Annotated in this window: 28 protein-coding genes; 11 read left to right on the top strand and 17 right to left on the bottom strand. The window is 65.9% G+C overall.

Going from position 1 to position 26,218, the window contains the following annotated elements:
- Positions 1–40: 40 nt before the first annotated feature.
- From CVO77_RS08745 to CVO77_RS08705, 9 genes are all read right to left on the bottom strand, one after another.
- On the bottom strand, positions 41–721 hold the full coding sequence (locus CVO77_RS08745) for a YqaA family protein (RefSeq protein WP_105998702.1): 681 nt from the start codon (positions 719–721) through the stop codon (positions 41–43).
- Positions 722–825: 104 nt separating this feature from the next.
- Positions 826–2,418: a bifunctional phosphoribosylaminoimidazolecarboxamide formyltransferase/IMP cyclohydrolase gene (gene purH / locus CVO77_RS08740; protein WP_105998701.1), complete on the bottom strand. Its 1,593-nt coding sequence runs from the start codon at positions 2,416–2,418 to the stop codon at positions 826–828.
- A 318-nt stretch (positions 2,419–2,736) separates the two neighbouring features.
- Positions 2,737–4,515 (bottom strand): heparinase II/III family protein, encoded by a 1,779-nt coding sequence (locus tag CVO77_RS08735; RefSeq protein ID WP_242446154.1) that lies wholly within the window; start codon positions 4,513–4,515, stop codon positions 2,737–2,739.
- A 3-nt stretch (positions 4,516–4,518) separates the two neighbouring features.
- The gene (gene rpe, locus CVO77_RS08730; RefSeq protein WP_105998700.1) at positions 4,519–5,190 is read right to left on the bottom strand and encodes a ribulose-phosphate 3-epimerase; all 672 of its coding nucleotides are present in this window, start codon (positions 5,188–5,190) and stop codon (positions 4,519–4,521) included.
- Between the two features lie 220 nt (positions 5,191–5,410).
- The gene (locus CVO77_RS08725; protein ID WP_105998699.1) at positions 5,411–5,653 is read right to left on the bottom strand and encodes a hypothetical protein; all 243 of its coding nucleotides are present in this window, start codon (positions 5,651–5,653) and stop codon (positions 5,411–5,413) included.
- Between the two features lies 1 nt (position 5,654).
- A complete protein-coding gene (locus tag CVO77_RS08720) occupies positions 5,655–5,858 on the bottom strand; it encodes a type II toxin-antitoxin system antitoxin (RefSeq protein WP_105998698.1) in 204 nt (67 codons plus the stop codon).
- A gap of 108 nt (positions 5,859–5,966) precedes the next feature.
- Positions 5,967–6,872, bottom strand: a complete 906-nt coding sequence (locus CVO77_RS08715; RefSeq protein WP_105998697.1) for an SPFH domain-containing protein — start codon at positions 6,870–6,872, stop codon at positions 5,967–5,969.
- Between the two features lie 139 nt (positions 6,873–7,011).
- Positions 7,012–9,192, bottom strand: coding sequence for a M3 family metallopeptidase (locus CVO77_RS08710; protein ID WP_242446153.1), 2,181 nt, complete (start codon positions 9,190–9,192; stop codon positions 7,012–7,014).
- Between the two features lie 87 nt (positions 9,193–9,279).
- A complete protein-coding gene (locus CVO77_RS08705; RefSeq protein ID WP_105998696.1) occupies positions 9,280–10,149 on the bottom strand; it encodes an SMP-30/gluconolactonase/LRE family protein in 870 nt (289 codons plus the stop codon).
- A gap of 351 nt (positions 10,150–10,500) precedes the next feature.
- Between CVO77_RS08705 and CVO77_RS08695 the strand changes: the two genes are divergently transcribed.
- From CVO77_RS08695 to CVO77_RS08680, 4 genes are all read left to right on the top strand, one after another.
- Complete coding sequence (locus CVO77_RS08695) at positions 10,501–11,655, top strand: acyl-CoA dehydrogenase family protein (RefSeq protein ID WP_106000739.1); 1,155 nt, start codon at positions 10,501–10,503, stop codon at positions 11,653–11,655.
- Between the two features lie 113 nt (positions 11,656–11,768).
- Entirely contained in the window at positions 11,769–12,938 is a 1,170-nt protein-coding gene (locus CVO77_RS08690; protein ID WP_105998694.1) for an acetyl-CoA C-acetyltransferase, read from the top strand.
- A gap of 122 nt (positions 12,939–13,060) precedes the next feature.
- Entirely contained in the window at positions 13,061–13,843 is a 783-nt protein-coding gene (locus CVO77_RS08685; RefSeq protein ID WP_105998693.1) for an SDR family NAD(P)-dependent oxidoreductase, read from the top strand.
- Between the two features lies 1 nt (position 13,844).
- Entirely contained in the window at positions 13,845–14,282 is a 438-nt protein-coding gene (locus tag CVO77_RS08680) for an acyl-CoA thioesterase (RefSeq protein ID WP_105998692.1), read from the top strand.
- A 78-nt stretch (positions 14,283–14,360) separates the two neighbouring features.
- Here CVO77_RS08680 and gmk read toward each other — a convergent pair whose 3' ends face one another.
- On the bottom strand, positions 14,361–15,023 hold the full coding sequence (gmk, locus tag CVO77_RS08675) for a guanylate kinase (RefSeq protein ID WP_105998691.1): 663 nt from the start codon (positions 15,021–15,023) through the stop codon (positions 14,361–14,363).
- A 56-nt stretch (positions 15,024–15,079) separates the two neighbouring features.
- Here gmk and CVO77_RS08670 point away from each other — a divergent pair, with 56 nt between their 5' ends.
- Entirely contained in the window at positions 15,080–15,634 is a 555-nt protein-coding gene (locus CVO77_RS08670) for a DUF2585 domain-containing protein (RefSeq protein ID WP_106000738.1), read from the top strand.
- 53 nt (positions 15,635–15,687) lie between these two features.
- On the opposite strand, the gene CVO77_RS08665 is transcribed toward CVO77_RS08670, so the two are convergent.
- The 4 genes from CVO77_RS08665 to CVO77_RS08650 are packed head-to-tail and all read right to left on the bottom strand — an operon-like array spanning position 15,688 to position 18,261.
- On the bottom strand, positions 15,688–16,026 hold the full coding sequence (locus CVO77_RS08665; RefSeq protein ID WP_105998690.1) for a hypothetical protein: 339 nt from the start codon (positions 16,024–16,026) through the stop codon (positions 15,688–15,690).
- Between the two features lie 46 nt (positions 16,027–16,072).
- The gene (gene fumC / locus CVO77_RS08660) at positions 16,073–17,467 is read right to left on the bottom strand and encodes a class II fumarate hydratase (protein ID WP_105998689.1); all 1,395 of its coding nucleotides are present in this window, start codon (positions 17,465–17,467) and stop codon (positions 16,073–16,075) included.
- Positions 17,464–17,775 (bottom strand): hypothetical protein, encoded by a 312-nt coding sequence (locus tag CVO77_RS08655; protein ID WP_105998688.1) that lies wholly within the window; start codon positions 17,773–17,775, stop codon positions 17,464–17,466. The genes fumC and CVO77_RS08655 overlap by 4 nt, the downstream gene beginning before the upstream one ends.
- Before the next feature lie 3 nt (positions 17,776–17,778).
- Complete coding sequence (locus CVO77_RS08650; RefSeq protein WP_105998687.1) at positions 17,779–18,261, bottom strand: SspB family protein; 483 nt, start codon at positions 18,259–18,261, stop codon at positions 17,779–17,781.
- Positions 18,262–18,358: 97 nt separating this feature from the next.
- Between CVO77_RS08650 and hisB the strand changes: the two genes are divergently transcribed.
- The 5 genes from hisB to CVO77_RS08625 all read left to right on the top strand — a co-directional run bounded on the left by hisB (position 18,359) and on the right by CVO77_RS08625 (position 22,416).
- Complete coding sequence (gene hisB / locus CVO77_RS08645) at positions 18,359–18,946, top strand: imidazoleglycerol-phosphate dehydratase HisB (RefSeq protein WP_106000737.1); 588 nt, start codon at positions 18,359–18,361, stop codon at positions 18,944–18,946.
- A 106-nt stretch (positions 18,947–19,052) separates the two neighbouring features.
- On the top strand, positions 19,053–19,661 hold the full coding sequence (gene hisH, locus CVO77_RS08640; RefSeq protein WP_105998686.1) for an imidazole glycerol phosphate synthase subunit HisH: 609 nt from the start codon (positions 19,053–19,055) through the stop codon (positions 19,659–19,661).
- Positions 19,649–20,404 carry a 1-(5-phosphoribosyl)-5-[(5-phosphoribosylamino)methylideneamino]imidazole-4-carboxamide isomerase gene (gene hisA / locus CVO77_RS08635; protein WP_105998685.1) on the top strand — a complete coding sequence of 252 codons (756 nt, stop codon included), beginning with the start codon at positions 19,649–19,651 and terminating at the stop codon, positions 20,402–20,404. The genes hisH and hisA overlap by 13 nt, the downstream gene beginning before the upstream one ends.
- A 75-nt stretch (positions 20,405–20,479) precedes the next feature.
- Complete coding sequence (hisF, locus tag CVO77_RS08630) at positions 20,480–21,244, top strand: imidazole glycerol phosphate synthase subunit HisF (RefSeq protein WP_105998684.1); 765 nt, start codon at positions 20,480–20,482, stop codon at positions 21,242–21,244.
- A gap of 95 nt (positions 21,245–21,339) precedes the next feature.
- Positions 21,340–22,416, top strand: coding sequence for a calcium:cation antiporter (locus tag CVO77_RS08625; protein ID WP_105998683.1), 1,077 nt, complete (start codon positions 21,340–21,342; stop codon positions 22,414–22,416).
- Here CVO77_RS08625 and CVO77_RS08620 read toward each other — a convergent pair.
- On the bottom strand, positions 22,413–23,549 hold the full coding sequence (locus CVO77_RS08620; RefSeq protein ID WP_105998682.1) for a beta-ketoacyl-ACP synthase III: 1,137 nt from the start codon (positions 23,547–23,549) through the stop codon (positions 22,413–22,415). The genes CVO77_RS08625 and CVO77_RS08620 overlap by 4 nt on opposite strands.
- Before the next feature lie 193 nt (positions 23,550–23,742).
- On the opposite strand from CVO77_RS08620, the gene CVO77_RS08615 reads away from it, so the two are divergent.
- Positions 23,743–24,291 carry a hypothetical protein gene (locus CVO77_RS08615; RefSeq protein ID WP_106000736.1) on the top strand — a complete coding sequence of 183 codons (549 nt, stop codon included), beginning with the start codon at positions 23,743–23,745 and terminating at the stop codon, positions 24,289–24,291.
- A 47-nt stretch (positions 24,292–24,338) separates the two neighbouring features.
- On the opposite strand, the gene CVO77_RS08610 is transcribed toward CVO77_RS08615, so the two are convergent.
- Complete coding sequence (locus CVO77_RS08610) at positions 24,339–25,106, bottom strand: sulfite exporter TauE/SafE family protein (protein WP_105998681.1); 768 nt, start codon at positions 25,104–25,106, stop codon at positions 24,339–24,341.
- A gap of 113 nt (positions 25,107–25,219) precedes the next feature.
- Positions 25,220–26,155: a LysR family transcriptional regulator gene (locus CVO77_RS08605; protein WP_105998680.1), complete on the bottom strand. Its 936-nt coding sequence runs from the start codon at positions 26,153–26,155 to the stop codon at positions 25,220–25,222.
- Positions 26,156–26,218 lie beyond the last annotated feature (63 nt).

Here is a 26,218-nt window from a genome sequence, read left to right as displayed (position 1 = left end):
CGCCTTCGCGGGGACACGCTGGGTTTTCACGCCCAGTTACTTACCTCCGCTCCAGCCCCATGCTCGCCAGCGTCGCGCCGCTGCATTTGTCGGCTTCCTTCGCCTTGCCGTCGCCCGACAGCGCGCCGATGACGAGGAAACCCGCGACCACCGCGACGAGGAAGCCGCCCGCGACCCAGACCAGATATTTGTCGATGAACGCCTTGATCGGCGCCCCGAACAGCCGGAACAGGATGCCGACGAGCATGAAGGAAAAGGCCCGGCTCGCGACGCTCGCCCACAGAAAGGTCCAGAAATTCATGTGGATGAAGCCGGCGGTGATCGTCAGCAGCTTGAACGGGATCGGCGTCGCGCCCTTGATCAATATGATCTCGGCGCCATAATCGCGCAGGTAACAGGCGGCGGGCGGAAAGGCGTCGGTCAGCCCGAGCACCCCGAGCAGCCACAGCCCGACGCTTTCATAAAGAAAATAGCCGATCGAATAGCCGAGCATCCCGCCCGCGACCGACGCGAGCGTGCAGATCAGCGCATAACGCACCGCCTTCTTCGGATTGGCGAGGCACATCAGCCCGAGCAGCGGATGCGGCGGAATCGGGAAAAAGCTCGCCTCGACGAACGCCACCAGCGCCAGCCACAGCTCGGCGTGCGGATGCGCCGATTTCTCCATCGTCCAATTGTACATGCGCTGGATGAAGGACGGGCGGGCGGTGGTGGCGGTCATGCTGGTCCTTGGTTGGCGAGAGACGCAGCCACCCTATGCCGTTCGTGTCGAGCGAAGTCGAGACGGCTTAAAGCCCCTCTCCTTCAGGGGAGGGCGCAATCTCATCAATGCCGGAAATGCCGCATCCCGGTGAACAGCATCGCCAGTCCGGCTTCGTTCGCCGCCGCGATCACCTCGTCGTCGCGGATCGATCCGCCCGGCTGGATCACGCACGTCGCGCCCGCCTCGACCGCCGCGAGCAGCCCGTCGGCGAAGGGGAAGAAGGCGTCGCTCGCGACCGCGCTGCCGACGGTGCGCGGCTGCGCCCAGCCGTGCGTCTCGGCCGCCTCGCGCGCCTTCACCGCCGCGATGCGCGCGCTGTCGCGGCGGTTCATCTGCCCGGCGCCGATGCCCGCGGTCGATCCGCCCTTGGCATAGACGATGGCGTTCGATTTCACATGCTTGGCGATCGTCCAGGCGAACAGCGCGTCGGCGAGTTCCTCCTCGGTCGGCGCGCGCTCGGTGACGACTTTCAGGTCGGCGCGGGTGATGCGGCCATTGTCGCGGGCCTGCGCGAGCCAGCCACCCGCGATCGTCTTCATCACCAGTCCGCCGCGCGCCGGGTCGGGCAGTTCGCCGGTGAGCAGCAGGCGCAGATTCTTCTTCTTCGCGAACACCGCGCGCGCGTCGGCGTCGGCATCGGGGGCGCAGACGACTTCGGTGAAAATGCCGCTGATCGCTTCGGCGGTCGCGCCGTCGAGCGGCCGGTTGACCGCGATGATCCCGCCGAACGCCGAGACATCGTCGCATGCCAGCGCCGCGTCATAGGCCTCGGCGATCGTCGCCGCGCTCGCGACGCCGCACGGGTTGGCGTGCTTGACGATGACGCAGGTCGGGCCGGCTTCGCGAAATTCGGCGACCAGTTCGAGCGCAGCGTCGGCGTCGTTGATATTATTATAGCTGAGTTCCTTGCCCTGGACCTGCTGCGCCTGCGCGATGCCGCGCGATGCAGGACCGGCGGGCAGGTAGAGCGCGGCCTGCTGGTGCGGATTCTCGCCATAGCGCAGCTCGGTGGACAGCTTGGCGGTCAGCGGCAGTGTGTCGGGGAACAGCTTGCCCTGGTCGGCAAAGGCGAACCAGCTCGCGATCATCCCGTCATAGGTCGCGGTGTGGGCAAAGGCCGTCGCGGCGAGGCGCCTCCGCAAGGCGAGCGTCGTCGCGCCGCCGTTGGCGTCCATCTCCGCCATCACCGCGGCATAATCCTCGGGCTCGGTGACGATGTTTACGAAGGCGTGGTTCTTGGCCGCCGAGCGCACCATCGCGGGGCCGCCGATGTCGATATTCTCGATGATCTCGTCGCGCGCCGCGCCCTTCGCGACCGTGGCGGCGAAGGGGTAGAGGTTGACGACGACCAGGTCGATCGCGCCGATGCCGTGCGCCTCCATCGCGGCGACATGCGCGGCATCGTCGCGCACCGCGAGGATGCCGCCATGGACGGTCGGGTGCAGCGTCTTGACGCGGCCGTCCATCATCTCGGGAAAGCCGGTGAGGTCGGCGACGTCGAGAACGTCGTGCCCCGCCTCGCGCAGCGCCTTCGCGGTGCCGCCGGTCGACACCAGCTCGACGCCGTGGCGCGTGAGCGCGGCGGCAAGCTCGGCGAGGCCAGCCTTGTCGCTGACGGACAGAAGGGCGCGGCGGACGGGGACGAGATCGGTCATGGGGAGGGGGCCTCGGCTGGCGATGGAAGGAGTCGCCGCCGCCCTAGGCCGCTGATCGCCGTTGGGCAAGGTTTTGGAAGGGTCAGCCGAGGCGCGGAGAAGGAAATTCATGTGGAGGCGGCAGGGATCGCAGAGAGGGAGGCCAAGGTTCACGCGATGGCGTTTCACGTCTCATTCCATCGTCACCCTGAACTTGTTTCAGGGTCCATGGCCTGTCCTCGAATAGGGCGCCGCGCTTTACGAGAGCGCGGGCCATGGATGCTGAAACGAGTTCAGCATGACGGGGGAGGGGAAAGGGCGGCGATTTGCTTGATGCTGTCAGCCGATATGCTTGAAAATCCAGCCGATGCTGGCGCCGCCGGCCGGCGCGGTGCCGGTAACGACGAGCTGTTCGGTCGGGTGCGGGCGGCCGTCGCCGTCGACCCACAGGCTTTCCTCGATGTCGAGCGCGCCTTCGGAGGTGCGGAACTGCCACAGCGGTCCGCCCGCGATACGCAGCAACGCGCCCAGTCTGTCGGCGGTCAGGCTCGCCGACAGGTTGCGGCCCAGGTGAAAGCGCAGCGTGAAACGCTTGTCGCCCTTGCGGCGGCTGCGCGGGGCGGGGAGCAGCATGTCCTCGCCGCGCAGCTCGCGGCCGTTGGGGGCCAGGATCAGCAGGCGGCGGTGGATGAAGCCGTGGCGGCGGGCATAGCCGTCGTGGCTCATCTCGACGCGGCTGCCCTGCGGCGTCTCGCGCCGGTCGAGCTCGACCTCGGTGACCCCGCGGCCGAGCGCGCCGCTCGGCAGGATCGCGGTCGAGTTGCTGTCGGCAATGGTCAGCGTCGAATGGGCGGCGGTGGTGCGGAGACCGCGCGCCAGATCGGCGGGGATCGTCGCGCCGGTCAGCGCCGCGCCGCCGCAATTGACGACGATGCGCTCGTCGCCGTCCGACAGTTCGAACGCGAGGGTCGAGGCGCAGCCCGCTTCGGTCACTCGCGCGATCGGCGGCGGCGCGGCGTCGGCGAGCAGCACGACCTTGTTCGCGACGACCCGCTGATAGCCCCAGTCGCGGGCCTGTTTGAGCGGGCGGGTCCGCACGCCGCTCGCGGCGACGACATATTGGATATGCAGCGCGGACGTCGCGCCGCTGCCCTGCCAATTGCCCATGCCGCCGTCGCTGTGGGCGAGGCCGAGCAGCGCGGGAACGGCGCGCGCCAGCACCTCCTGCACGAAGGGCGGCACCTCGATGCGGCGCATGTCATAGACGCGCGCGAGCATCGCCAGCGCCATCACGGCGTCGAGCTGCGCCTGCGGCGAGCGCGCGATATTGCCGCCGTCGGCATAGAAGCTCGTCTCGATGACCTTGCGGAGGCCGGCTTCGCCGAAAATCTGGCGCGGCTCGCCGCCGGGCATCAACAGCGACGCGGCGACGATGCCGATCCACGCGACGAGCTGGCCGGTGCCGGGGCGCGTCTTGTCGGCGACGCGGTCGAGATGCCGCGCGGCGCGGGCGAGATGGTTGAGCACCGCCGAGCGATAGATAAGGTCGCTCGACGACAGGATCAGCGGCGCATGCGCGGCCCAGAACAGGATGCGCCAGCCGGTGTTGTCGGCTTTCCATGCGGGTTCGCCGACCATCTCGCCATGCGCGGCGAGCCACTGGCGGACGACCGCCTCGGCGATCGGGGCGCCGTCGGCGCGGGTGCCGGTCGCGGCAAGGTCGCGCAGCCAGGCGAAGCTGTGGAGATAGTCGGCAAAGGCCGGCGCGACGGTGAGCGCGGCGAAATCGAGCTTGCCGAGCGGCAGCTTCAGCCCGCGATGCAGGAAATGACCGGCGCGGATCGCGGTGCCCGCGCGCATGTCGCCGGGCACGGGATCGGCCGGCACGCCGAGCAGCTTCAGCGGAAAGCGCCCTTTCAGGCGAAAGGCGTGGAGCGGCGTGCGCCAGGTCAGGCGGGTGATCTGGTTGGCGAGGCGATCGCCGAGCGACAGCCCCTTGTCGGCGGGCAGGCGGATCAGCCGCTTGCCCGGCTCGATGCTGTCGTCGATCGGCGCGGCGTCGTCGCCCGGATCGGGAATCGGGCTGGATGGGGCAGAGATGGGCGGTCTCCCCTCCACCGATCAGGCGCCGCGCAGGCGCCGGATATTGTTGGCGTAAGCGTCGGGCCCGCCCTTGAAGGTCGCGGTCCCGGCGACGAGGACGTCGGCGCCCGCCGCGATGGCGAGCGGCGCGGTGCCTGCGTCGATGCCGCCATCGACTTCCAGCCGGATGTCGCGGCCCGATTTCTCGATCATCTTCCGCACTGCTTCGATCTTGCGAAGCTGGCTGGAGATGAAGCTCTGGCCGCCGAAACCCGGATTGACGCTCATGATCAGGACAAGGTCGATGTCGTCGATCAGATAGTCGAGCATCTTCGCCGGAGTCGCGGGGTTGAGCGAGACGCCCGCCTGCTTGCCGAGCGACTTGATGTGCTGGATGCTGCGGTGGATATGCGGCCCCGCCTCGGGATGGACGGTGATGATGTCGGCGCCCGCGGCGGCGAAAGCGTCGAGGAAGCCGTCCACCGGCGAAATCATCAGATGGACGTCAAAGGGCAGCGCCGAATGCGGGCGCAGCGCCTTCACGACCATCGGGCCGATCGTCAGATTCGGCACGAAATGGCCGTCCATCACGTCGATATGCACCCAGTCGGCCCCCGCCGCCTCGATCGCGCGCACTTCCTCGCCCAGCCGCGCGAAATCGGCGCTGAGGATCGAGGGGGCGATGCGGACGGAGGACGGGGCGGCGGTCATGGGGACCGGCCTTAACCATCTGTCGCGTGGGGGGCAAGCGGGGGCGGGGCGCTATCCACACCCATCTTGCATTAAAACCGCCGAGCCCCCGCGAAGGCGGGTGCCCCTCTCCACAAGGGTGCTATGGCTGAGCCTGCACACAGGCCGTGTTCCCCCGCCTTCGCGGGGGAACGCAGCCAGAGCAGGATGCCAGGGGACAAACGCCATCATCGCCGAATCATCACCGCCAGCGCCAGCCGCCCTCGGTCTTGGCGCGATAGAGCGGCAGCGGCGCGACGGCCGCCAGGATGACGAAGATGCTCATCACCGCCGGCCGACCCTGCAACAGCATCGAGACTCCGGCGATCAGCGCGACATGCGCCGCCAACAGGGCCCAGCCCTGCCATGCGACTGGCAGGCCCGAGCCATAGCCGCGATTCTTCGGGCGGAACCAGGGGCGGCCGTCGAATATCAGGTGCAGCATCTCAGCTTTCCTTTCCGGGCGGGCGGCCGCGTTTCGGCGCGTCCGACTGTTTCACGCTCACGCCGCGGCGGGCCAGCGCTTCGCGCAGCAGGATTTCGATCTCGGCATTGGCGCTGCGCAGTTCGACCGAGGCCAGCCGCTCGATCGCGGCGAAGAGTGCCGGATCGAGGCGGAGGGCAAAGGCTTTCTTGGCTGGCGCGGGCATCGGGCTAAACCTCACTTCCCGTTCGCATCGAGCGACGTCGAGATGTCGGGCGGCCGTGTGCCCCCATGGGACGTCTCGACGTCGCTCGACACGAACGGAATATCTGGATCAATAGAGCGAGCCGGCGTTGACGACGGGCTGGGTGTCGCGCTCGCCGCACAGGACGACCATCAGGTTCGACACCATCGCCGCCTTGCGCTCGTCGTCGAGTTCGACGACATTCTTCTCACTGAGTTGGGTCAGCGCCATCTCGACCATCGTCACCGCGCCTTCGACCAGCTTCTTGCGCGCCGCGATCACCGCTTCGGCCTGCTGGCGGCGGAGCATCGCGCCCGCGATTTCCTGCGCATAGGCCAAATGCGTCAGACCGCATTCGTCGACGGTGATGCCCGCGACGCTCAGCCGTTCGATCAGCGCCTTGCGCAGTTCGACTCCGACCTCGTCATGGTTGCCGCGCAGCGTGATTTCCTGATGCTCGATATCGTCATAGGGATAGCGCGATCCGATCGAGCGCACCGCGGCCTCCATCTGCGCCATCACGAATTCCTTGTAATCGTCGACGTCGAACAGCGCCTGCGCGGTGTCGGTGACGCGCCATACGACCTGCGCCGCCATTTCGATCGGATTGCCGCGCAGGTCGTTGACCTTGATCTTGTCCGAAATGACATTGTTCGCGCGCACCGCGATCTTCTTGCGCGACAGCCAGGGCAGAACCCAGCGCAGCCCGCTTTCGCGGTCGGTGCCCTTATAGGCGCCGAACAACTGGATCGCCGCCGCCTCGTTGGGATTGATCAGGTAGAAACCGCACAGGATGATCGTCCCGGCGACCGCGCTCACGACGACCAGCGCCCATGTCCAATTCCAATCGGCCCCGTCGCTCCCGATATTGGAGGCCCCCGCCCAGATGGCGACGCCAAGCAGCACCAGCCAGATGAGCAGCATCAGATAACCGCTCTGCGTGTTTGCGCGCGTCTCGCGACTGCGGTTCAGCGCGGGTGTTCCCGTATCGACCATCTTTCCCTCCGAATCATTCGATATAATGATGATATCATATTTATATCGTTTTGGAGGGACGTCAACCCACGCTGCGCGACACTTTCACCAACTTCCGCCCAAAACAAAGGGAGCCGAAGCTCCCTTTGTCCCATCGCCTCTATTCGGTCGGAAAACCGCGCTTTCTGAGCAAGGCCTTGACGTCGGGATCGCGCCCGCGGAAGGCGCGATAGGCTTCGGCGCGGTCGGTCTCGTTGCCCGTCATCAGCAATATGGTGCGGAACCTGTCGGCGACCTTGCGGTCCCATGGCCCGCCGGCCTCCTGGAACGCCGCCCAGGTGTCGGCGTCCATCGTTTCGGACCAGAGATAGCTATAATAGCCCGCCGAATAGGCGTCGCTGCTGAACAGGTGGCCGAATTGCGGCAGGCGGTGCCGCATGACGATTTCCTTCGGCATGCCGATTTCGGCAAGCGTCTCGCGCTCGAACTTGTCGATATCGGTCACCGGCACCTTGCGGTCGTGGAGCTTCATGTCGAGGATCGCGCTCGCCAGATATTCGACCGTCTCGAACCCCTGGTTGAACTTGTTCGAGGCGAGAATCTTGTCGACCAGCGCTTGCGGCATCGGCTCGCCGGTCTGATAGTGTGTCGCGAATTTCGACAGCACCTCGGGCGTCATCAGCCAATTCTCGTTCACCTGGCTCGGATATTCGACGAAGTCGCGCGGCACCCCGGCGAGCGCGGGGTAATAGACGTGCTGCAGCAGATAATGGATGCCGTGCCCGAATTCGTGAAACAGGGTGGTCGCATCGTCGAGGCTGACCAGCGTCGGCTCGCCCTTCGAGCCCTCGGTGAAATTATTGTTGTTCGACGCCAGAACATTGCGTTCGCCGCCGAGCCCCTGTTCGCTGCGATAGGTCGTCATCCACGCGCCCGAGCGCTTCCCGTCGCGCGCGAAATTGTCGAGATAGAGGACGCCGACATTGGCGTTCGTCTTGAGGTTGTAGACCTCGAACGTCTTCACCTTGGGATCGAAGACGGGGATCGTGCCGGTGTTTTCGCGGAAGCCGAGGTCATAGAGTTGCCCCGCCTCCCAGAACATCGCGTCGCGCAGCTTGTCGAGCTGGAGATAGGGTTTCACCTCGCTTTCATCGAGGTCGTATTTCGCCTTGCGGACCTTCTCCGCATAATAGCGATAGTCCCACGGCTCGATCGTGACCTTCGGTCCCTTGCCGGCCTTCGCCTCGGCGTCGGCGATCGCCTGCATGTCGGCGACCTCCTCATGGACGCGCGCGACCGCGGCGGGCCACACCTTCATCATCAGGCCCATGGCGTTTTCGGGGGTCTTCGCCATCGTGTCGGCCATGCGGTAGTTCGCGTGGGTCGCGAAACCGAGCAGCACCGCGCGCTCCTGGCGCAGTTTCAATATGTCGGCGATCGTCGCGTTGGTGTCGTTCGCGTCGCCATTGTCGCCGCGATTGACGAACGCGCGCCACACCTTCTCGCGCAGCGCGCGGTTCGCCGCGCTTTGCAGCACCGGCTGCGCCGACGAACGGGTGTTCTTGATCGCCCACTGGCCGGGCTTGCCCTGCGCTTCGGCGGCGTCGGCGAGCGAAGCGATGAAACCCGGCGCTAGCCCGTCGAGCTCGGTCTTGTCGGTCACATAGGTATAGAGCTTTTCGTCGCCGAGCAGCTTCGACGAAAAGGTCGAGAACAGGCCTTCGAGCTTCGCGTTCAAATCGACGAGCTTCGCCTTGTTCGCGGGCGACAGGTTCGCGCCGTCGCGCACCATCTCGTCATAGCTGCGCTCGACGATGCGGATCTGCTGGGCGTTGAGGCCGCTGGTCAGGCGCTTGTCATAGACCGCCTTGTGGCGGGCGAAAAGCTTGGGTTCGAGGAACAGCTCGGTATAGAATGTGGTGAGCTTGGGGCTCCATTCGGCGTCGATGTCCTCGACACGGTCGTTCGACTTGTTCGAGGTCTGGACGCCCCACAGCGCGAAGACCCGGTCCATCGTCTCGCCCGCGAGTTGCATCGGGACGTGGGTATTTTCGAATGTCGGTTCGGCGGGATTGTCGATCACCGCCTGCACCTCGGCCTTCACTTCGGCCATGCCCTTCTGGAAGGCGTCGGGGAAGAGTTCGGGGTCGAGCTTGTCCCACGGCGGCACCCCCTCATAGGGGCCGGTCCACGGCTGGAGCATCGGGTTCGCATCCGCGGTCGCGGCGGGCGTTGGGGCGGTTTCGGCGGCAATGGTCATCGGACTATAACCCATCAACATGGCGGTCGATGCAAGCAGGACCGACAAACGGACAAAAGGCTGCGCGCGGCGCGGCATCATCGTATCTCCCCGGAAGACTGGTTTCGAGCGAAACCATATGGAGCGGCCATAACCCGAGGTGGGCGCAAGGTGCAAGAGTGGGGCTTGTCAGCCCCCGAACCCCGGCTGCACGAGCCCCGGCACATCGACGCGGAAGGTGAAGAGTCCGCCCGCGTGCGGCTGGCGCGCGCGTTCTTCGTCGGTCAGAGTCTTGCCCGCGCTGGTGACGAAAGCGGTCCGCATGTCCGCCCCGCCGATCGCGATCATCGAGGGGCGCTGGACCGGCAGTTCGACGGTCTGGAGCAGCTCGCCCGCGGGCGACAGGCGCACGACGCGCCAGCCGTCCCACAGCGCCGACCAATAACATCCCTCGGCATCGACGGTGCCGCCGTCGGGGCGGCCCTTGCCCTGCTCGAACCGGTGGAACAGCCGCCCTTCGCCGAGCAGGCCGGTCGCAGGATCGACGGCATAGGCGTTGATCGCGTGGGTCGGCGTGTCGGCGTGATAGAAGGTGTCGCCATCGGGGCTGAAGGCGGCGCCGTTGCTGGTGAGCAGCCCGCCGATCATCGGTGTCAGCGATCCGTCGGGGTCGAGGCGGAAAAGCATGGCGCCCGGGTTGGATTTGTCGCTCGTCACGCTGCCGACCCAGAAACGGCCCGCGGCATCGACGCATCCGTCGTTGAAGCGCTGTTCGGGGATGCCCGCCAGCATCTGCGGACCAAAGGCACGCGGTTCCTCGCCCCAGGCGTCGGTCAGCGCGCAACCGTCCTTGAGCCCCATGACCAGCCCGCCGCCGGCGCGCGGCGCGACGCAGCCGACCGGGCAGCCGAGTTGCATCGTCTCGGTATCCCCCGTCGCCGGGTCGGTGCGGTGGATGCGCTGCGCGTCGATGTCGACCCAATAGAGGCGCGCTTCGGCGGCGTGCCAGCGCGGCGATTCGCCGAGCATCGCGCCGGCGTCGAGGAAAAGTTGGGCCATGGGTGAGGGCTTAGCGCGCGGCGCAGTCGCTGCCCAGCGGCCGCAAACCTATTCGTCTTCGTCGGCGCGTGATGGAGCTCGACTCGCCCGCCGCCACCCCGTTTTCCCTTCGTCACCCCGGACTTGATCCGGCGTCCATTCCCGCTGTGCCGAATTCATGGATCCCGGATCAAGTCCGGGATGACGAGGAAAGGTGGACAGCGATGAAGGAACTTCCTGCCGTAACGGCATTTCTGCTTGACGTGGACGTAAACGTAAGGTCCAGTGGCGGCGAAGGCCGTGCCGCGAGGCGCGACCGCTCGCGCGTCCGGCTCCCCGATTGCGTCCGGCCGCCGTCACGAAAGGAAGATGATGTCGCTCGATAATCTCTCGCGCTCGGCCTACACCGACGATCATGAGGCGTTTCGCGCCACGGTGCGCCAGTTCCTCGAAAAGGAAGTCGCGCCCCACCAGGCGCAATGGGCCGAGGACGGGATCGTTCCCAAGTCGATCTGGCCCAAGGCGGGCGAACTCGGCATGCTCTGCCCGACGGTTCCCGAAGCCTATGGCGGCCTCGGCCTCGATTTCGGCTATAATGCGATCGTCGATGAGGAAAGCGCCTATTACGGCCGCGTGACGACGGGCTTTTCGCTCCAGTCCGACATCGTCACCAGCTATATCGTCAAATATGGCAGCGAAGAGCAGAAGAAGCACTGGCTGCCCAAGATGGTCGCGGGCGAGGTGATCACCGCGATCGCGATGACCGAACCGGGCACTGGCAGCGATCTTCAGGGGATGCGCACGACCGCGAAGAAGGATGGCAATCACTATGTCATCAACGGGTCGAAAACCTATATCACCAACGGCCAGAACGCCGACCTGATCCTAGTGTGCGTCAAGACCGATACCGAGGTCCAGCCGGCGTGGAAGGGCGTGTCGATCGTGCTCGTCGAGGCCGATCGCGAAGGTTACAAGCGCGGCCGCAACCTCGACAAGATCGGGCAGGATGAGGCCGATACGTCGGAGATGTTCTTCGAGGACGTCCGTGTGCCGATCACCAACTGTCTTGGCGAAGAGGGGCAGGGCTTCATCTATCTGATGAGCGAGCTGCCGCAGGAACGGCTGTCGATCGCGGTGTCGGCGCAGGCGTCGGCGCAGCGCGCGTTCGACGACACGGTCGAATTCACCCGCGACCGCAAGGCGTTCGGCAAGCCGATCCTCGATTTCCAGAACACGCGCTTCGTCCTCGCCGACCTCAAGACCAAGCTGCAGGTCGGCTGGGCGCATCTCGACTGGGCGCTCGCCCGCCACCTGAAAAAGGAGCTGACCCCCGAAGAGGGCGCCGCGGCGAAGCTGTGGCACACCGAGCTTCAGTGGGAAATGATGGACAAATGCCTCCAGCTTCACGGCGGCGCAGGCTATATGAACGAATATCCGATCGCCCGTGCCTGGCGCGCGGCGCGCGTGACGCGCATCTTCGGCGGCACGAACGAGATCATGAAGGAACTGATCGGGCGGAAACTTTAAGCCCGTCGCCCCCGCGAAGGCGGGGGCCGCTGGCGTCCTAATTCGGCGTTGCCTGGCGCCTCCAACGGCCCCCGCCTTCGCGGGGGCGACGATTACTCGGAAAGGAACTCCCCATGGCTACTGCTTATATCGTCGATGCCGTCCGCACCGCTGGCGGCAAGCGCGGCGGCCGGCTCGCCGGCGTCCACCCCGTCGACCTCGGCGCCGCGGTGTTCGACGCGATTGCGGAGCGCAATGATTTCGACACCTCGAAGATCGACGACGTGATCACTGGCTGCGTGTCGCAGGGCGGCCAGCAGACGGGGGATCTGGGGCGCTATGCCGTCCTCGCCTCGAAACTGCCCGACAGCATCCCCGCGGTTACGATCGACCGCCAATGCGGTTCGTCGCAGCAGGCGATGCAATTCGCGGCGCAGGGCATTTTGTCGGGAACGCAGGACATCGTCCTCGCCAGCGGCATCGAAAGCATGTCGCGCGTGCCCATGGGCTCGACCGCGATGCTCTATATGAAGGAAGGCATGGGCAATTATAAGTCGCCGCGGCTCGAGGAAAAATATCCCGGCCTCATGTTCAGCCAGTTCGCGGGCGCCGAGATGATCGTCCAGAAGCACGGCTTCACCAAGGCCGACCTCGACGCCTTCGCGCTCGAAAGCCATCGCCGCGCCAAGGTGGCGACCGAGGCGGGCCGCTTCCAGAAGGAAATCGTCGGCATCGAGATCGAAACCCCCGAGGGCAAGGATATCCACCTTGTCGACGAGGGCATCCGCTTCGACGCGACGCTCGAAGGCATTGCGGGCGTCAAGCTGCTCCAGGAAGGCGGTTCGATCACCGCCGCTTCGGCGAGCCAGATTTGCGACGGCGCCTCGGCGGTGCTGATCTGCTCGGAACAGGCGCTGAAAGACCATGGCCTGACCCCGCGCGCGCGCATCCACCATGTGTCGGTGACCGCGGGCGATCCGGTCATCATGCTTGAGGAGCCGCTGTTCGCGACCGAACGCGCGCTGAAGAAGGCGGGGATGACGATCGGCGATATCGACGCCTATGAAGTCAACGAGGCGTTCGCGCCGGTGCCGCTCGCCTGGCTCAAATATCTCGGCGCCGACCCGGCGCGGATCAACGTCCATGGCGGCGCGATCGCGCTCGGCCACCCGCTCGGCGCTAGCGGCGCCAAGCTGATGGCGACCCTGCTCGGCGTGCTCGACGCGACCGGCGGCAAATATGGTCTCCAGACGATGTGCGAAGGCGGCGGCCAGGCCAACGTCACCATCGTCGAGCGGCTTTAAACTCTTCATGTGCTCCTGCGAAAGCAGGAGCCTAGGGCGGCCTTGCGCAGACGCTGCATATTGACGCCCTGGGTCCCGGCTTTCGCCGGAATACTCGCTTATATTTTGGAAAGGATGTCCGTATGAAACTCGATTCCACCGTATCCGCCGTCGTCACCGGCGGCGCTTCGGGCCTCGGCGCCGCGACCGCGCGCGCACTCGCTGCCAAGGGCGTCAAGGTCGCGATCTTCGACTTGCAGGAAGAAAAAGGCAAAGCCATTGCCGCCGAACTCGGCGGCGTCTTTTGCGAATGCAATGTCACCGACGACGCATCGGTCGACGCCGCTTTCGCCAAGGCGCGCGAAGCGATCGGGCAAGAGCGCATCCTCGTCAACTGCGCGGGCACCGGCAATGCGATCAAGACCGCGAGCCGCAGCAAGGAAGACGGCAGCATCAAGCATTTCCCGCTCGATGCCTTCAACTGGATCATCCAGATCAACCTCGTCGGCACTTTCCGCTGCATCGCCAAGTCGGCGGCGGGGATGATGACGCTCGATCCGATGGCCGACGGCGAGCGCGGCGCGATCGTCAACACCGCGTCGGTCGCGGCCGAGGACGGCCAGATCGGCCAAGCCGCCTATTCGGCGTCGAAGGGCGGCGTCGTCGGCATGACGCTCCCCATCGCGCGCGACCTGGGTAACGAGAATATCCGCGTCAACACCATCCTGCCCGGCATCTTCGACACCCCGCTGCTCGCCGGCGCGCCGCAGAATGTCCGCGACGCGCTCGGCGCCTCGGTGCTCAACCCGAAGCGCCTCGGCAACCCGGTCGAATATGCCAATCTGGCGATGTGCATGATCGAGAATGGCTATTTCAACGGCGAAGACGTCCGCCTCGACGGCGGCATCCGCATGGCGCCGCGCTGATATGGCGAAACCGGAAAGCTGGCGGCTCGATGCCGCCAGCTACCCCGTCCGCATCGAGTTGCAGACGCGCTTTCAGGACATGGACATCAACGGCCACCTCAACAATGTGGCCTTTGCCGCGCTGTTCGAGAGCGGCCGGGTGCTGCTGAACCGCGACGTCCGTCCGTTGAGCGAACGCCCGGCGAACGAGCGCACGATGGTCGCGGCGGTCGAAATCAACTATCTCGCCGAGGGTAATTTCCCCGATCCGGTCCAGATCGCGACCGGCATCGGCCGGCTCGGCACCTCGAGCTGGACGATCGTCCAGGCGATGTTCCAGAACGGCCACGCGATCGCGACCTGCGATACGGTCGTCGTCTGCCGAACCGACGGGCAGGCCAAGCCGCTGCGCGCGGAGATGGTCGCGGAGTTGGAAGCGAAACTGGCGCAGGCGGTATAGAGAAAAGCCGCGTGTCCCCGCGAAGGCGGGTGTCCATCACCCGCCTTCGCGGGGACACGCGGCTCATTCATATCAGCGTTACAGCTTCGTATCGGCTTCGGGCACCGAGCGGATCAGGTCGCGCGCGAAGCCGATCAGACCGATCTGGCGGCGGCGCTTCAGCCGCTCGGCGCGCAGGATCGCCATCACCTCGCCATAGCATTCCTCGACCGCGTCGTTGATCAGCACATAATCATAGCCGTCCCAGTGGCTGATCTCGTTCGCGGCGCGTTCCATGCGCGCGGCGATCACCTCGTCGCTGTCGGTGCCCCGCGACCGCAGGCGGCGCTCGAGTTCTTCCATCGTCGGCGGCAGCACGAAGACCCGCACGACGTCGGGCCCCGCTTCCTGATAGAGTTGCTGCGCGCCCTGCCAGTCGATGTCGAACAGCACGTCCTTGCCCGTGTCGAGCAATTCGTCGACCCGCGCGCGGGGCGTGCCGTAGCGGTGGCCAAAGACATGCGCCCATTCGAGAAACTCGCCGTCGGCCGCCATCTGCTTGAAGGTATCGACATCGACGAAATGATAATCGATGCCGTCGCGCTCGCCCGGGCGCGGCGGACGGGTCGTCGCCGAGATCGACAGCGCGATCTCGCCGTCGGCGGCGAGCATCTTTTTCGAGATGGTGGTTTTGCCTGCTCCCGAGGGCGAGGAGAGCACGAACAACACGCCGCGGCGGTTCAGGTGGACGCTTTCAGCCATGCGCGCTATTCGCGCGGGTAGGGGCAGCGGTCAAGCGGGAAGGGCGTATGGCGGGAATGTCACGAACGGGCTGGCTGGTCGCCATCGCGCTTCTCGCGCTGCTTGCCGCGATCCTGATCGCGATGGGGCGGCCGCCGATCTGTCCGTGCGGCACGGTGAGCCTGTGGCACGGCACCGTCCAGTCGAACCAGAACAGCCAGCAGATCTCGGACTGGTACAGCTTCAGCCACATCATCCACGGCTTCATCTTCTTGTGGCTGTCGCGGCTGCTGATACCGCGCGCGCCCTTATGGCCGGCGCTGGCGGTCGCGATCGGGATCGAGGGCGCGTGGGAGATATTGGAAAATTCGAGCATCATCATCGACCGCTATCGCGAAGTGACGATGGCCTATGGCTATTCGGGCGATTCGGTCCTGAACTCGGTCTCCGACGCGGCGTTCATGATGCTCGGCTTCCTCGCCGCGAGCCGGATGCGCTGGTGGACGACCGTCCTGATCGCGATCGCTTTCGAACTGTTCACCCTGTGGGCGATCCGCGACAATCTGACGCTCAACATTCTCATGCTGGTCTCGCCCATCGAGGCGGTGAAGCAATGGCAGGCGGATGGCTGATCGATTGAAACATTATCGCGGGGGAACACGGGTTTTCAATCGGGAATGATGACTCAGTGAATTGCTGCCCGTCCGTTGCTCGCAACCGGAATCGCTGGCGGCAGCGCTTCGCCCAGGCTTTCGCCGTCGGTCGCGGCGCCGTTCGCCTGTTCGGGATCGGACGCCTGCGCCGCTTCGGTCGCCTTGCGCGCCTCGGCGCGGTCGGCCCATCGCTTGGTGAGATAGGCGGCCGCGGCGGTCGCGGCGAGTACGGCATAGCGCTGCGGGAACAGGCGCCGCGCCGCGAACAGCGTGCCCGCGCCGATCATCGCGCCCGCGACGGGGTGGTTATTCTTCTGCCGCCCGATGGCGCTGCCGAGGACACCGCCGATGATCCGTCCCACCATCTTCATCTTCCTTCCTCCCCCATCAATCCCCGGACGGTGCCCGAGGTTCCGGTCAGCGACCCGCGCCGAGCATCGTGCGCGGATCGACCACCCGGTCGAAGGTCGCGCCATCGACATAGCCCAGCTCGAGCGCGGCGTCGCGCAGCGTCGACCCGGTCTCATGCGCGTGTTTCGCGATCTTCGCCGCCTTGTCATAGCCGATTTCGGGCGCGAGCGCGGTGACGAGCATCAGCGAGCGGTTCATCAATTCGTCGATCCGCGCGCGGTTCGGTTCGATCCCGACGACGCAATGCTCGGTAAAACCCGCCATGCCGATGGCGAGCAAATCGATCGAGCGCAGCACGTTCGATCCGATCAGCGGCTTGAAGACATTGAGTTCGAGGTGTCCCTGCAGGCCGCCGACGGTCACCGCCTGATGATTGCCGATCACCTGGGCTGCGACCATCGTCAGCATCTCGCACTGGGTCGGATTGACCTTGCCCGGCATGATCGAGCTGCCCGGCTCGTTCGCGGGCAGGTCGAGTTCGCCGAGCCCGGCGCGCGGGCCCGAGCCGAGCAGGCGGATGTCGTTGGCAATCTTGGTCAAGGCGACGGCGAGGCTGTTCAGCGCCCCCGAGAAGAAGACGAGACCATCGTTCGATCCGAGCGCCTCGAACTTGTTCGGCGCGGGTTCGAAGGCGATGCCGGTGCTTTTCGACAGCTCGGCCGCCATCGCGACGTCGAAGCCCGCGGGCGCGTTGAGCCCGGTGCCGACCGCTGTGCCGCCCTGCGCGAGCTGGCAGATATCGTGCGCGAGCGCGCCTTCGATCCGCGCGCGGGCGGCGGCGAGCTGGGCGACATATCCCGAAAACTCCTGGCCGAGCGTCAGCGGGGTCGCGTCCTGCAAATGGGTGCGGCCGATCTTGACGATATCGCCCCACGCTTCGGTCTTGGCGGCGAGCGCATCGGTGAGCTGAGCGAGCGCGGGGAGCAGCCGTGCCACCGTCTCCACCGCCACCGCGACGTGGAGCGCGGTCGGAAAGCTGTCGTTCGACGACTGGCCCATGTTGACATGATCGTTCGGATGGACGGGCGACTTGCCGCCGCGCTGGCCCGCCAGCGTCTCGTTCGCGACCCCGGCGATCACCTCGTTCGCATTCATGTTCGATTGGGTGCCGCTGCCCGTCTGCCAGATGGCGAGCGGAAACTGGTCGTCATATCGGCCCGCGGCGACCGCCGCCGCCGCTTCGGCGATCGCGTCCGCCAGCACGGGGTCGAGCCCGTGGGCGCGATTGACCTGGGCCGCTGCGCCCTTGATCCGCGCGAGCGCGTGGACGATCGGCACCGGCATCCGCTCGTGCGGCGGAAAGGCGAAATTGTGCCGGCTGCGTTCGGTCTGCGCGCCCCAATAGGAGGCTGCCGGAACCGCGATGTCGCCGATGCTGTCGCTTTCAACGCGCGTGCTCATACCAGAAGCATCCTCGTCACCAAAACGGCGCCCGCCCAGATTCCCGCGACCAGGCCGAGCAGCTGCCAATATCCGGTTTCGCCGACCCGGCGGCGCAGCCAGGCGGCCGCCAGCCACATGAGGGCGAGCGCGGGGGTCAGGATCAGGAGGCTGAAGCGCAACAGGCCGTCGGCGATCGGACCCCGCGCATAGCCGCCCTCATAATAGGCATAGCCCTCGACCCCCCACCAGAAAACGGCGGTGAGGACGAGCATCCCGGCGAGCGCCCAAAATTGCCAGAAGCGGCTGGGAGGCCAATTGGCTCCCATCGCTCAGCGTTTCTTGCCGAAATCCACCGTCACGACGTTGGACCCGTCTTCGCCAGTCGCCTCCGGGCGGTCGTTGTCGGCCTCGTCATGCGGTTCGGGATCGGCGACCTCATCGTCGCTGACCTGGAATTGCAATCCGAAATCGACCGAGGGATCGACGAAGGCGGTGATCGCCGCATAGGGAATCACGAGCATCGACGGCGTCTGGTTGAAAGACAGGCCGACGCTGAAATGATCCGCCTCGACCGTCAGATCCCAGAAGCGGTTCTGGAGGACGATCGTCATCTCGTCAGGGAATTTGGCGATCAGATGCGCGGGAATATCGACCCCCGGTGCCTGCGTCTTGAAGGTGATATAGAAATGATGGGCGCCGGGGAGGCTGTCGTGCCCTTCGAGCTGGCTCAGCACGCGGCCGACCACGGCGCGCAGCGCATCCTGCACGATTTCGTCGTAGGGAATCAGGCTGTCGTGGACATCGTCGCTCATGGCGGAGGGGGATGAACGCCGCGCGGGCGGCGGTCAAGAGGGGGCGAGCGGGGAGAGTCGCCTTGCAACACGAAAAATAGGCTCTATGGCGTCGGCCATGCGAACCGCCACCGTCCAGCGCACGACCAAGGAAACGGATATCGCGATCGCCGTCAATCTCGACGGCAGCGGCGATTATTCGGTGTCCACCGGCATCGGTTTCCTCGACCATATGGTCGAGCAATTGTCGCGTCATTCGCTGATCGACATCGCGATGACGGTGAAGGGCGATCTGCATATCGACCAGCATCACACGGTCGAGGACAGCGCGCTCGCGTTGGGCGAAGCGGTGGCAAAGGCGCTCGGCGACAAGCGCGGCATCGCGCGCTACGGCGAAGCCCATGCGCCGATGGATGAAACGCTGACTCGCTGCGTGCTCGATATTTCGGGTCGCCCGCATTGCGTTTATAAATCAACCTTCTCGCAGCCGCGGCTCGGCGAGATGGATACTGAGATGTTTCCGCACTGGTTCCATAGCTTTGCGCAGGCGGCGGGGATCACGCTGCACATCGAAACGCTGTACGGTGAGAACAACCATCATATTGCCGAAAGCATGTACAAGGCGCTAGCGCGCGCCTTGCGGCAGGGGGTCGAGATCGACCCGCGCAAGGGCGATACCATCCCGAGCACGAAGGGGGTGCTGTGAATCTCCCCTCCCGCTTGCGGGAGGGGTCGGGGGAGGGCCTGTTCCAGGTCGCCGCCACTAATCGAACATCCCCTCCCCTAACCCCTCCCGCAAGCGGGAGGGGGATTTGAGCGCTATTGCCCTGATCGACTATGGCGCGGGCAATCTTCGCTCGGTGCACAATGCGCTTGTCGCGGCGGGCGCGGACAATGTGGCCGTTACCGCCGATCCCGAAGCCGTCGCCAAGGCCGATCGCATCGTGCTGCCCGGTGTCGGGGCGTTTGCCGCGTGCATGAACGGGCTGTCCGCGATTCCGGGGTTGGTCGAGGCGATGGAGCGGCGGGTGCGCGGCGAGGGCGCGCCCTTCCTCGGCATTTGCGTCGGCATGCAATTGCTCGCCGACGCGGGCGAGGAACATGGGCGGCACGCCGGTCTGGGTTGGATCGGCGGCACGGTGCGCGCGTTCGCTCCGGCGCCGGGCCTGCGCATCCCGCACATGGGCTGGAACGATGTTGTCCCGGCCTTTGCGCATCCGGTGATCGCGGCGGGCGAGGCCTATTATCTTCACTCCTATCATTTCGCCGATACCGTCGATGTCGCGGCAACGAGTAGCCATGGCGCGACGTTCGTTGCCGCGGTGGCGAAGGACAATATCGTCGGCGTCCAATATCATCCCGAAAAAAGCCAGGCCTATGGCCTTGCGACCCTTGAAAGATTCCTTGCATGGCGGCCTTGACCATCTTCCCCGCGATCGACCTCAAGGGTGGGCAGGTGGTGCGGCTCGCCGAGGGCGATATGGCGCGCGCGACGGTCTATGGCGACGATCCGGTGGCGCAGGCGCGACTGTTCGCCGAGGCGGGGGCGACGCACCTCCATGTCGTCGATCTCGACGGTGCTTTCGCGGGGGCAAGCGTCAACGGCGCGGCGGTCGAAAGCATCATCGCGACCTTTTCGGGCAAGGTGCAGGTCGGCGGCGGCATCCGCGACCGCGCCGGGGTCGATCGCTGGCTGGCGCTCGGCGTCGAGCGCGTCATCATCGGCACCGCGGCGCTCAAAGACCCTGAATTCGTCAAAACCGCCGCGCGCGACCTTCCCGGACGGATCGTCGTCGGGGTCGACGCGCGCGACGGCATGGTCGCGACCGAGGGATGGGCCGATGTGTCCGACGTGCGGGTCGAGGATCTGGCGCGGCGCTTCGAGGATGCAGGCGTCGCGGCGCTGCTGTTCACCGATGTCGGGCGCGACGGGCTGCTGAAAGGCTGCAATGTCGAGGCAACGGTGGCGCTGGCGCGGGCGGTTAATATCCCGGTGATCGCCAGCGGCGGGGTCGCCGACATCGGCGATATCCACGCGCTGCGGCCGCACGTTGCGAGCGGCATCGAGGGGGTGATCACCGGGCGCGCGCTCTACGACGGGCGGCTCGACCTGGCCGAAGCGATCGCGGTCGCTGGTTCCCCTCCCGCTGGCGGGAGGGGTTAGGGGAGGGCATGTGATCATGACGCACTCCCGCAACAGACCCTCCCCCAACCCCTCCCGCCAGCGGGAGGGGAGCAGATGACCGTCCGCGTCCGCGTCATCCCCTGCCTCGACGTCGCCGACGGGCGCGTCGTCAAGGGCGTCAATTTCGTCGATCTGCGCGACGCCGGCGATCCGGTCGAGGCGGCGCGCGCCTATGACGCCGCGGGCGCCGACGAGCTTTGCTTCCTCGACATCAGCGCCAGCCATCAGGGGCGCAGCACCCTGCTCGACATGGTCAGCCGCACCGCCGCGGTCTGCTTCATGCCGCTCACCGTCGGCGGCGGGGTGCGCAGCGCCGAGGATGCGCGCGCGCTGCTGCTCGCGGGCGCCGACAAGGTCGCGGTGAACAGCGCGGCGGTGGCGCGGCCCGAACTGGTCGCCGACATCGCCGACCGTTTCGGCAGCCAGTGCGCGGTCGGCAGCATCGACGCGCGGCGGGTCGAAGATGGCCGGTGGGAGATTTTTACCCACGGCGGGCGCCAGGCGACCGGGATCGATGCGATCGCGCATGCGGTGCGGCTCGCCGAACTGGGCGCGGGCGAACTGCTCGTGACCAGCATGGACCGCGACGGGACCAAGGATGGTTACGACCTCGCGCTCGTCCGCGCGGTCGCCGATGCGGTGTCGGTGCCGGTCATCGCGAGCGGCGGGGTCGGCAATCTCGACCATCTCGTCGCCGGGGTGATCGACGGCGGCGCGAGCGCGGTGCTGGCAGCGAGCATCTTTCATTTCGGCGAAGCGACGATCGCCGAGGCGCATGCCCGGCTGGCCGCTGCGGGATTGCCGGTGCGCGCGCAATAGAGAAAGCCCCTGTTCCCCCGCGAAGGTGGCGGGCACAGCCCGAATTAAATCCCGTGAAGGGTAGCCATCGAAAAAGGCGGCTGCAATAAAGCCGCATGAAAAGCAAAATGCGCCGCAGCGCTCCCGACATCTTTCCCATTCTCGGTTTCCTCGTCGCGCTGGCGAGCCTCGGCGTGGCGCTCAATCCCTATTTCGCCGGACTGGTCCTCGCTGCGTCGGTGGTGACAGCGGTCCATCATGCCGAGGTCGTGGCGCACCGCGTCGGCGAGCCGTTCGGCACGCTGATCCTTGCGCTCGCGGTGACGGTGATCGAGGTCGGGCTGGTCCTGACGCTGATGCAGGCCGAGCCCGAAAAGGCGCAGACCTTGGCGCGCGATACGGTGTTCGCGGCGGTGATGGTGATCCTAAACCTCTTGATGGGTCTTTGCCTGCTCAGCGGCGCGATCCGCCACCATGAACAAAGATTTCAGCGCACCGGCATGGGCGCGGCGCTTGCGACGCTTACGGTGTTGACGGTGGTCACGCTGGTGCTGCCCAATTTCACCTCGAGCGTGCCGGGGCCTTTCTATTCGCAGACGCAACTGGGGTTCGTCGCGGCGGTGTCGCTGATCCTCTATGCGACGTTCGCGCTGGTGCAGACGGTGCGCCACCGCGACTATTTCCTGCCGCAGGGCGAGGCGCAGGACGAACCCGATGTGCACGCCGATCCGCCGAGCCTGCGGCGCACCTTCGCGTCGCTCGGCCTGCTGCTTGCCTGCCTGTTCGCGGTGGTGCTGCTCGCCAAAAGCCTGTCGCCGGCGATCGGCGCGGCACTGGCCTCGGCCGGCGCGCCGCCCGCGGTGCTCGGCGTGCTGATCGCGGCGTTGATCCTCGCGCCCGAGGGGGTCGCCGCGGTGCGCGCCGCGAAGGCTGACCGCTTGCAGACCAGCCTCAATCTCGCACTCGGTTCAGCGCTCGCGACGATCGGCCTCACCATTCCGGCGGTCGCCATCCTGTCTATTGTGGTCGACATGCCGATCAGCCTTGGACTCGACGCCAAGTCGACGGTTCTCCTGTTCCTGTCGTTGATCGTCGCGTCTCAGACGCTCGCGAACGGCCGCACCACGGTGCTGCAGGGCGCGATCCATCTGATGCTGTTCGCGGTCTATCTGTTCACGACCTTCGTGCCTTAGGTCTTTCGCACGAATACCGTTCCCGCCGAATAGCCCGCGCCGAACGAGCAGATCAGGCCGGTGTCGCCCGCCCGCATATCCTCGTGATGAAGGTGGAAGGCGATGATCGATCCGGCGCTCGAGGTATTGCCATAGGTGTCGAGCACGGTCGGGCTCTCGTCTTCGCTCGCCTCGTGGCCCAGCACGCGATGGGCGATCAGCCGGTTCATGTTGGTGTTCGCCTGATGGAGCCACAGCCGGCGCATGTCGGCGCCTTGCAGGCCGAGCTTTTCCATCTGCTCGACGATCATCGCCGCGACCATCGGCACGACTTCCTTGAAGACCTTGCGGCCCTCCTGGACGAAGAGCTTGTCGGTCTTCGGCGCCGACTGGTCGATCCCGCCGTGAGCGCGATTGAGGAAGCCGAAATTGTTGCGGATATTGTTCGAGAAGACGGTCTTTAATTTGGTGCCGAGAATGTCCCAATGCCCCGCGGGCGCCATATCCTTGGCCTCGACGAGGATCGCGGTCGCGACGTCGCCGAAGATGAAATGGCTGTCGCGGTCGCGCCAGTTGAGGTGGCCCGAGCAGATTTCGGGGTTCACGACGAGGACGCTTTTCGCGTGGCCCGCACGGATATAGTCGGCGGCGGTCTGGATGCCGAAGGTCGCCGACGAGCAGGCGACATTCATGTCGAAGCCGAAGCCGTCGATGCCGAGCGCGTCCTGGATCTCGACCGCCATCGCCGGATAGGCGCGCTGCATGTTCGACGCGGCGCACAGCACCGCATCGACATCACCCGCGTCGCGGCCGGCGCGGGCGAGCGCGTCATTTGCCGCCGCGACGCCGATCTCGGCAAGGATCGACAATTCGTCATTGCTCCGTTCGGGCAGGCGCGGGGCCATATGCGCGGGGTCGAGGATGCCCGCCTTGTCGACGACGAAACGCGAGCCGATGCCGCTCGCCTTTTCGATGAATTCGACGCTCGATTCGGTGAGCTCGGCGACTTCGCCCGCTGCGATAGCGGCGGCGTTTTCGCGATTATGCCGCGCGACATAGGCGTTGAAACTGGCGACCAGTTCGTCGTTGGTGATGCGCTCGGCGGGGGTGAAGAGGCCGGTCGCGGACAGGACCGGCTGGGGGATGTGCGACATGATGGACCCTCAGGCATCTTATGGTTTCAAGTCCCGCTGATTAGGCGCGCGCGTGGCGCCGCGCAACGGTTCGCAATCATAGTGAATGATCGCCGATATTGTGGTTAACCTACCGCTAACCCTTTTGGTGGCAGACTGTGCGATGCAGGCCTCCGGGGGGATGGCTCCCCGGGCGCCGTGCGGGAGCATGACGATGGCGACGCGATCGGGACCGGCCGGCGACCTGTCCATTTCGGAAATCAAGGAATTCGCGGGCTTTCCGGCGGCGACGCAGCGATACATCCGCCGCTCGCTCGACATCGGGCTCGAACGCGACGATGCGATCGCGCGCTGGTCGCGCGATATGGTCGAGGAAACCGCGATCCGCGTTCAGGCGCGGGTCTATCGCCGGATCGGCGAGATACGCGGGCATATTCCCGACGACAGCGGGCTCGACGCGCTCGAAGGCTTCATCGCGCCGCTCGTCGCGGTGTCGGCGTTCGACCTTGGGCAGGACCGGCTTCCGGGTTTCGCTTCCTATCGCTTCCTATACGAACGGCTGCTTGGCGCGCATGCCCGGCCGTGGCTGCCCGGCGCCTTTTGCGCGGCGGCGTCGCTGCCGCATCTCCACCCCGACAAGCGCAAGACCCTGCTCCAGTCGATCAGCGAAGCCGCCGCGACCGCGCCGGGCTGGTCGGCGCGCGAGCCGAGCTTCTTTCCCGAATGGATCGACAAGATCGACGAGACCAGGCCGGCGAATTGAGGCGCGATGGCATTCTTCGTCGCTACGCTCCTCGCAATGACGACTGACTACATCAACACCCGGTACAGCCCGAAGGCGCTGGTCAGGATCAGCACCACCCCGACGAGCACCAGCATCAGCTTGGGCGAGAAGCGCTTTGCCATGAAAGCGCCGAGCGGCGCCGCGAGCACGCCGCCGATGAGCAGGCCGAGTGTCGCGCCGGCGACGTCGGCAAAACCGATATTCCAGATGAAGGTCGCCGAAACCGCGAGCGTCAGGAAGAATTCGACGCTGTTCACCGTGCCGACGACCTTGCGCGGCTCGGCGCCCTGGACGAGCAGGTTCGAAGTCACGACTGGCCCCCAGCCGCCGCCGCCCGCGGCGTCGAGGAAGCCGCCGACGAGGCCGAGCGGCGCGATCACCGTGGGCTTCTGGAACTTGGGTGGATAAAGAAGGCCGCGCACGAGCAGCCAGACGCCTATCAGAACCAGATAGCCGAGCACGAAGGGCTTCACGATATCGGCGTGGAGCGAGGTCAGCACATAGGCGCCAAGCACGCCGCCGACGACGCCGGGAAGGAGCAGTTTCCAGAACAGCGGCCATTCGATATTGCGATGAAGCAGGTGGCTGATCCCCGACACGCCGGTCGTGAACACCTCGACGACATGGATGCGGGCCGACGCGGTCGCGGGCGGCACGCCCATCACCGCGACGAGCAGCGTGTTGCAGATCACCCCGAACGCCATGCCGAGCGCGCCGTCGACGAGCTGCGCGGCGAAGCCGATCAGGATGAAAGGCAGAAGCGCCGCGATGTCGATGGACGCAAGTTCGGTCATATATTCATCCCAACTGTTCTAATTGAGAACGGGCTGCCGCCTTTTGCGGGGATTCGCCAGCCCAATTTTTCTGCGGGCGATGAAGGGATTTGTTTCTGCGCCGAACCAAGGCTTCACCCGGCGGCGGCAGTGATATTCTCGGGCAGATATTCGCGCACATAGTCGATGAAGGCGCGCAGTTTCGGCATCACCTGCTTGCGGCTGGGATAATAGAGGAAAAGGCCGCTGGTCGCATCGGCATAGTCGGACAGCACCAGTTCGAGCTCGCCCGTCTCGACCATCTTCTTGGCCATCGGCTCGGCGAGCATCCCCATGGCGACCCCGGTGCGCATCGCGACCAGCGCCGCGATCCAGTCGTTGACGATGACCGGCCCCGAAACCGCGACCTCGACCTCGCGATTTCCTCGCGCGAAGGTCCAGGGCATCATGGCCCCGGTCGCGAGGCGAAAGCGGATGCAGCGATGATCCTTCAATTGTTCGGGGGTTTCAGGGCGGCCGAACCGGTCGAGATAGGCCGGCGACGCCGCCGCGACGAAGCGGAAAGGGCCGGTCAGACGGATTGCGATGACATCGGCATCGAGCGATTCGCCCATGCGCACGCCCGCGTCGAAGCCCCCGGCGCTCAGGTCGGCGAGGGCGTCGTCGGCGTAAATCTCCAGCTCGATCTCGGGATAGGCATCGACGAAGCCCGCGATGATCGGCTCGAACAACGGCTGCACCGCGCCGCGCATCAGATTGATGCGCAGCCGTCCCGCGGGCCGGTTGCCAAGGTTGCGCGCCGCTTCATAGGCGTCGGCCAGCCCGGTATAGGCGGGGGCGGCGCGTTCGAGGAACATCTCGCCCGCCTGGGTTAGCCCAACGCTGCGCGTGGTGCGCATGAACAGCGGCGCGCCGACGCGCGCCTCGAGCGCCTTGACCGTCTGGCTGATCGCCGAGGGCGAGACGCCGAGATCGGCCGCCGCGGCGGAAAAGCTCCGCCTTTCCGCGACGCGAAGAAACGCTTCGATCCCGTCGAGCGCCCCATGGGGGATTGTTAAATCCTGCTTCAAAGCACTTGCAGATTATAGAGGATTATATATGCGCGCAAGCGCGACTAGATAAGTTGCACAACG

This window comes from Sphingopyxis lindanitolerans, assembly GCF_002993885.1.
GTDB lineage: Bacteria > Pseudomonadota > Alphaproteobacteria > Sphingomonadales > Sphingomonadaceae > Sphingopyxis > Sphingopyxis lindanitolerans.
This window is presented reverse-complemented; position numbering and strand designations above follow the sequence as displayed.

Bases quoted from the DNA above. Each gene is read 5' to 3' on its own strand.
- CVO77_RS08745 (WP_105998702.1), bottom strand. From the start codon at position 721: ATGACCGCCACCACCGCCCGCCCGTCCTTCATCCAGCGCATGTACAAT.
- purH (WP_105998701.1), bottom strand. From the start codon at position 2,418: ATGACCGATCTCGTCCCCGTCCGCCGCGCCCTTCTGTCCGTCAGCGAC.
- rpe (WP_105998700.1), bottom strand. From the start codon at position 5,190: ATGACCGCCGCCCCGTCCTCCGTCCGCATCGCCCCCTCGATCCTCAGC.
- CVO77_RS08725 (WP_105998699.1), bottom strand. From the start codon at position 5,653: ATGCTGCACCTGATATTCGACGGCCGCCCCTGGTTCCGCCCGAAGAAT.
- CVO77_RS08720 (WP_105998698.1), bottom strand. From the start codon at position 5,858: ATGCCCGCGCCAGCCAAGAAAGCCTTTGCCCTCCGCCTCGATCCGGCA.
- CVO77_RS08715 (WP_105998697.1), bottom strand. From the start codon at position 6,872: ATGGTCGATACGGGAACACCCGCGCTGAACCGCAGTCGCGAGACGCGC.
- CVO77_RS08710 (WP_242446153.1), bottom strand. From the start codon at position 9,192: ATGATGCCGCGCCGCGCGCAGCCTTTTGTCCGTTTGTCGGTCCTGCTT.
- CVO77_RS08705 (WP_105998696.1), bottom strand. From the start codon at position 10,149: ATGGCCCAACTTTTCCTCGACGCCGGCGCGATGCTCGGCGAATCGCCG.
- CVO77_RS08695 (WP_106000739.1), top strand. From the start codon at position 10,501: ATGTCGCTCGATAATCTCTCGCGCTCGGCCTACACCGACGATCATGAG.
- CVO77_RS08690 (WP_105998694.1), top strand. From the start codon at position 11,769: ATGGCTACTGCTTATATCGTCGATGCCGTCCGCACCGCTGGCGGCAAG.
- CVO77_RS08685 (WP_105998693.1), top strand. From the start codon at position 13,061: ATGAAACTCGATTCCACCGTATCCGCCGTCGTCACCGGCGGCGCTTCG.
- CVO77_RS08680 (WP_105998692.1), top strand. From the start codon at position 13,845: ATGGCGAAACCGGAAAGCTGGCGGCTCGATGCCGCCAGCTACCCCGTC.
- gmk (WP_105998691.1), bottom strand. From the start codon at position 15,023: ATGGCTGAAAGCGTCCACCTGAACCGCCGCGGCGTGTTGTTCGTGCTC.
- CVO77_RS08670 (WP_106000738.1), top strand. From the start codon at position 15,080: ATGTCACGAACGGGCTGGCTGGTCGCCATCGCGCTTCTCGCGCTGCTT.
- CVO77_RS08665 (WP_105998690.1), bottom strand. From the start codon at position 16,026: ATGAAGATGGTGGGACGGATCATCGGCGGTGTCCTCGGCAGCGCCATC.
- fumC (WP_105998689.1), bottom strand. From the start codon at position 17,467: ATGAGCACGCGCGTTGAAAGCGACAGCATCGGCGACATCGCGGTTCCG.
- CVO77_RS08655 (WP_105998688.1), bottom strand. From the start codon at position 17,775: ATGGGAGCCAATTGGCCTCCCAGCCGCTTCTGGCAATTTTGGGCGCTC.
- CVO77_RS08650 (WP_105998687.1), bottom strand. From the start codon at position 18,261: ATGAGCGACGATGTCCACGACAGCCTGATTCCCTACGACGAAATCGTG.
- hisB (WP_106000737.1), top strand. From the start codon at position 18,359: ATGCGAACCGCCACCGTCCAGCGCACGACCAAGGAAACGGATATCGCG.
- hisA (WP_105998685.1), top strand. From the start codon at position 19,649: ATGGCGGCCTTGACCATCTTCCCCGCGATCGACCTCAAGGGTGGGCAG.
- hisF (WP_105998684.1), top strand. From the start codon at position 20,480: ATGACCGTCCGCGTCCGCGTCATCCCCTGCCTCGACGTCGCCGACGGG.
- CVO77_RS08625 (WP_105998683.1), top strand. From the start codon at position 21,340: ATGAAAAGCAAAATGCGCCGCAGCGCTCCCGACATCTTTCCCATTCTC.
- CVO77_RS08620 (WP_105998682.1), bottom strand. From the start codon at position 23,549: ATGTCGCACATCCCCCAGCCGGTCCTGTCCGCGACCGGCCTCTTCACC.
- CVO77_RS08615 (WP_106000736.1), top strand. From the start codon at position 23,743: ATGGCGACGCGATCGGGACCGGCCGGCGACCTGTCCATTTCGGAAATC.
- CVO77_RS08610 (WP_105998681.1), bottom strand. From the start codon at position 25,106: ATGACCGAACTTGCGTCCATCGACATCGCGGCGCTTCTGCCTTTCATC.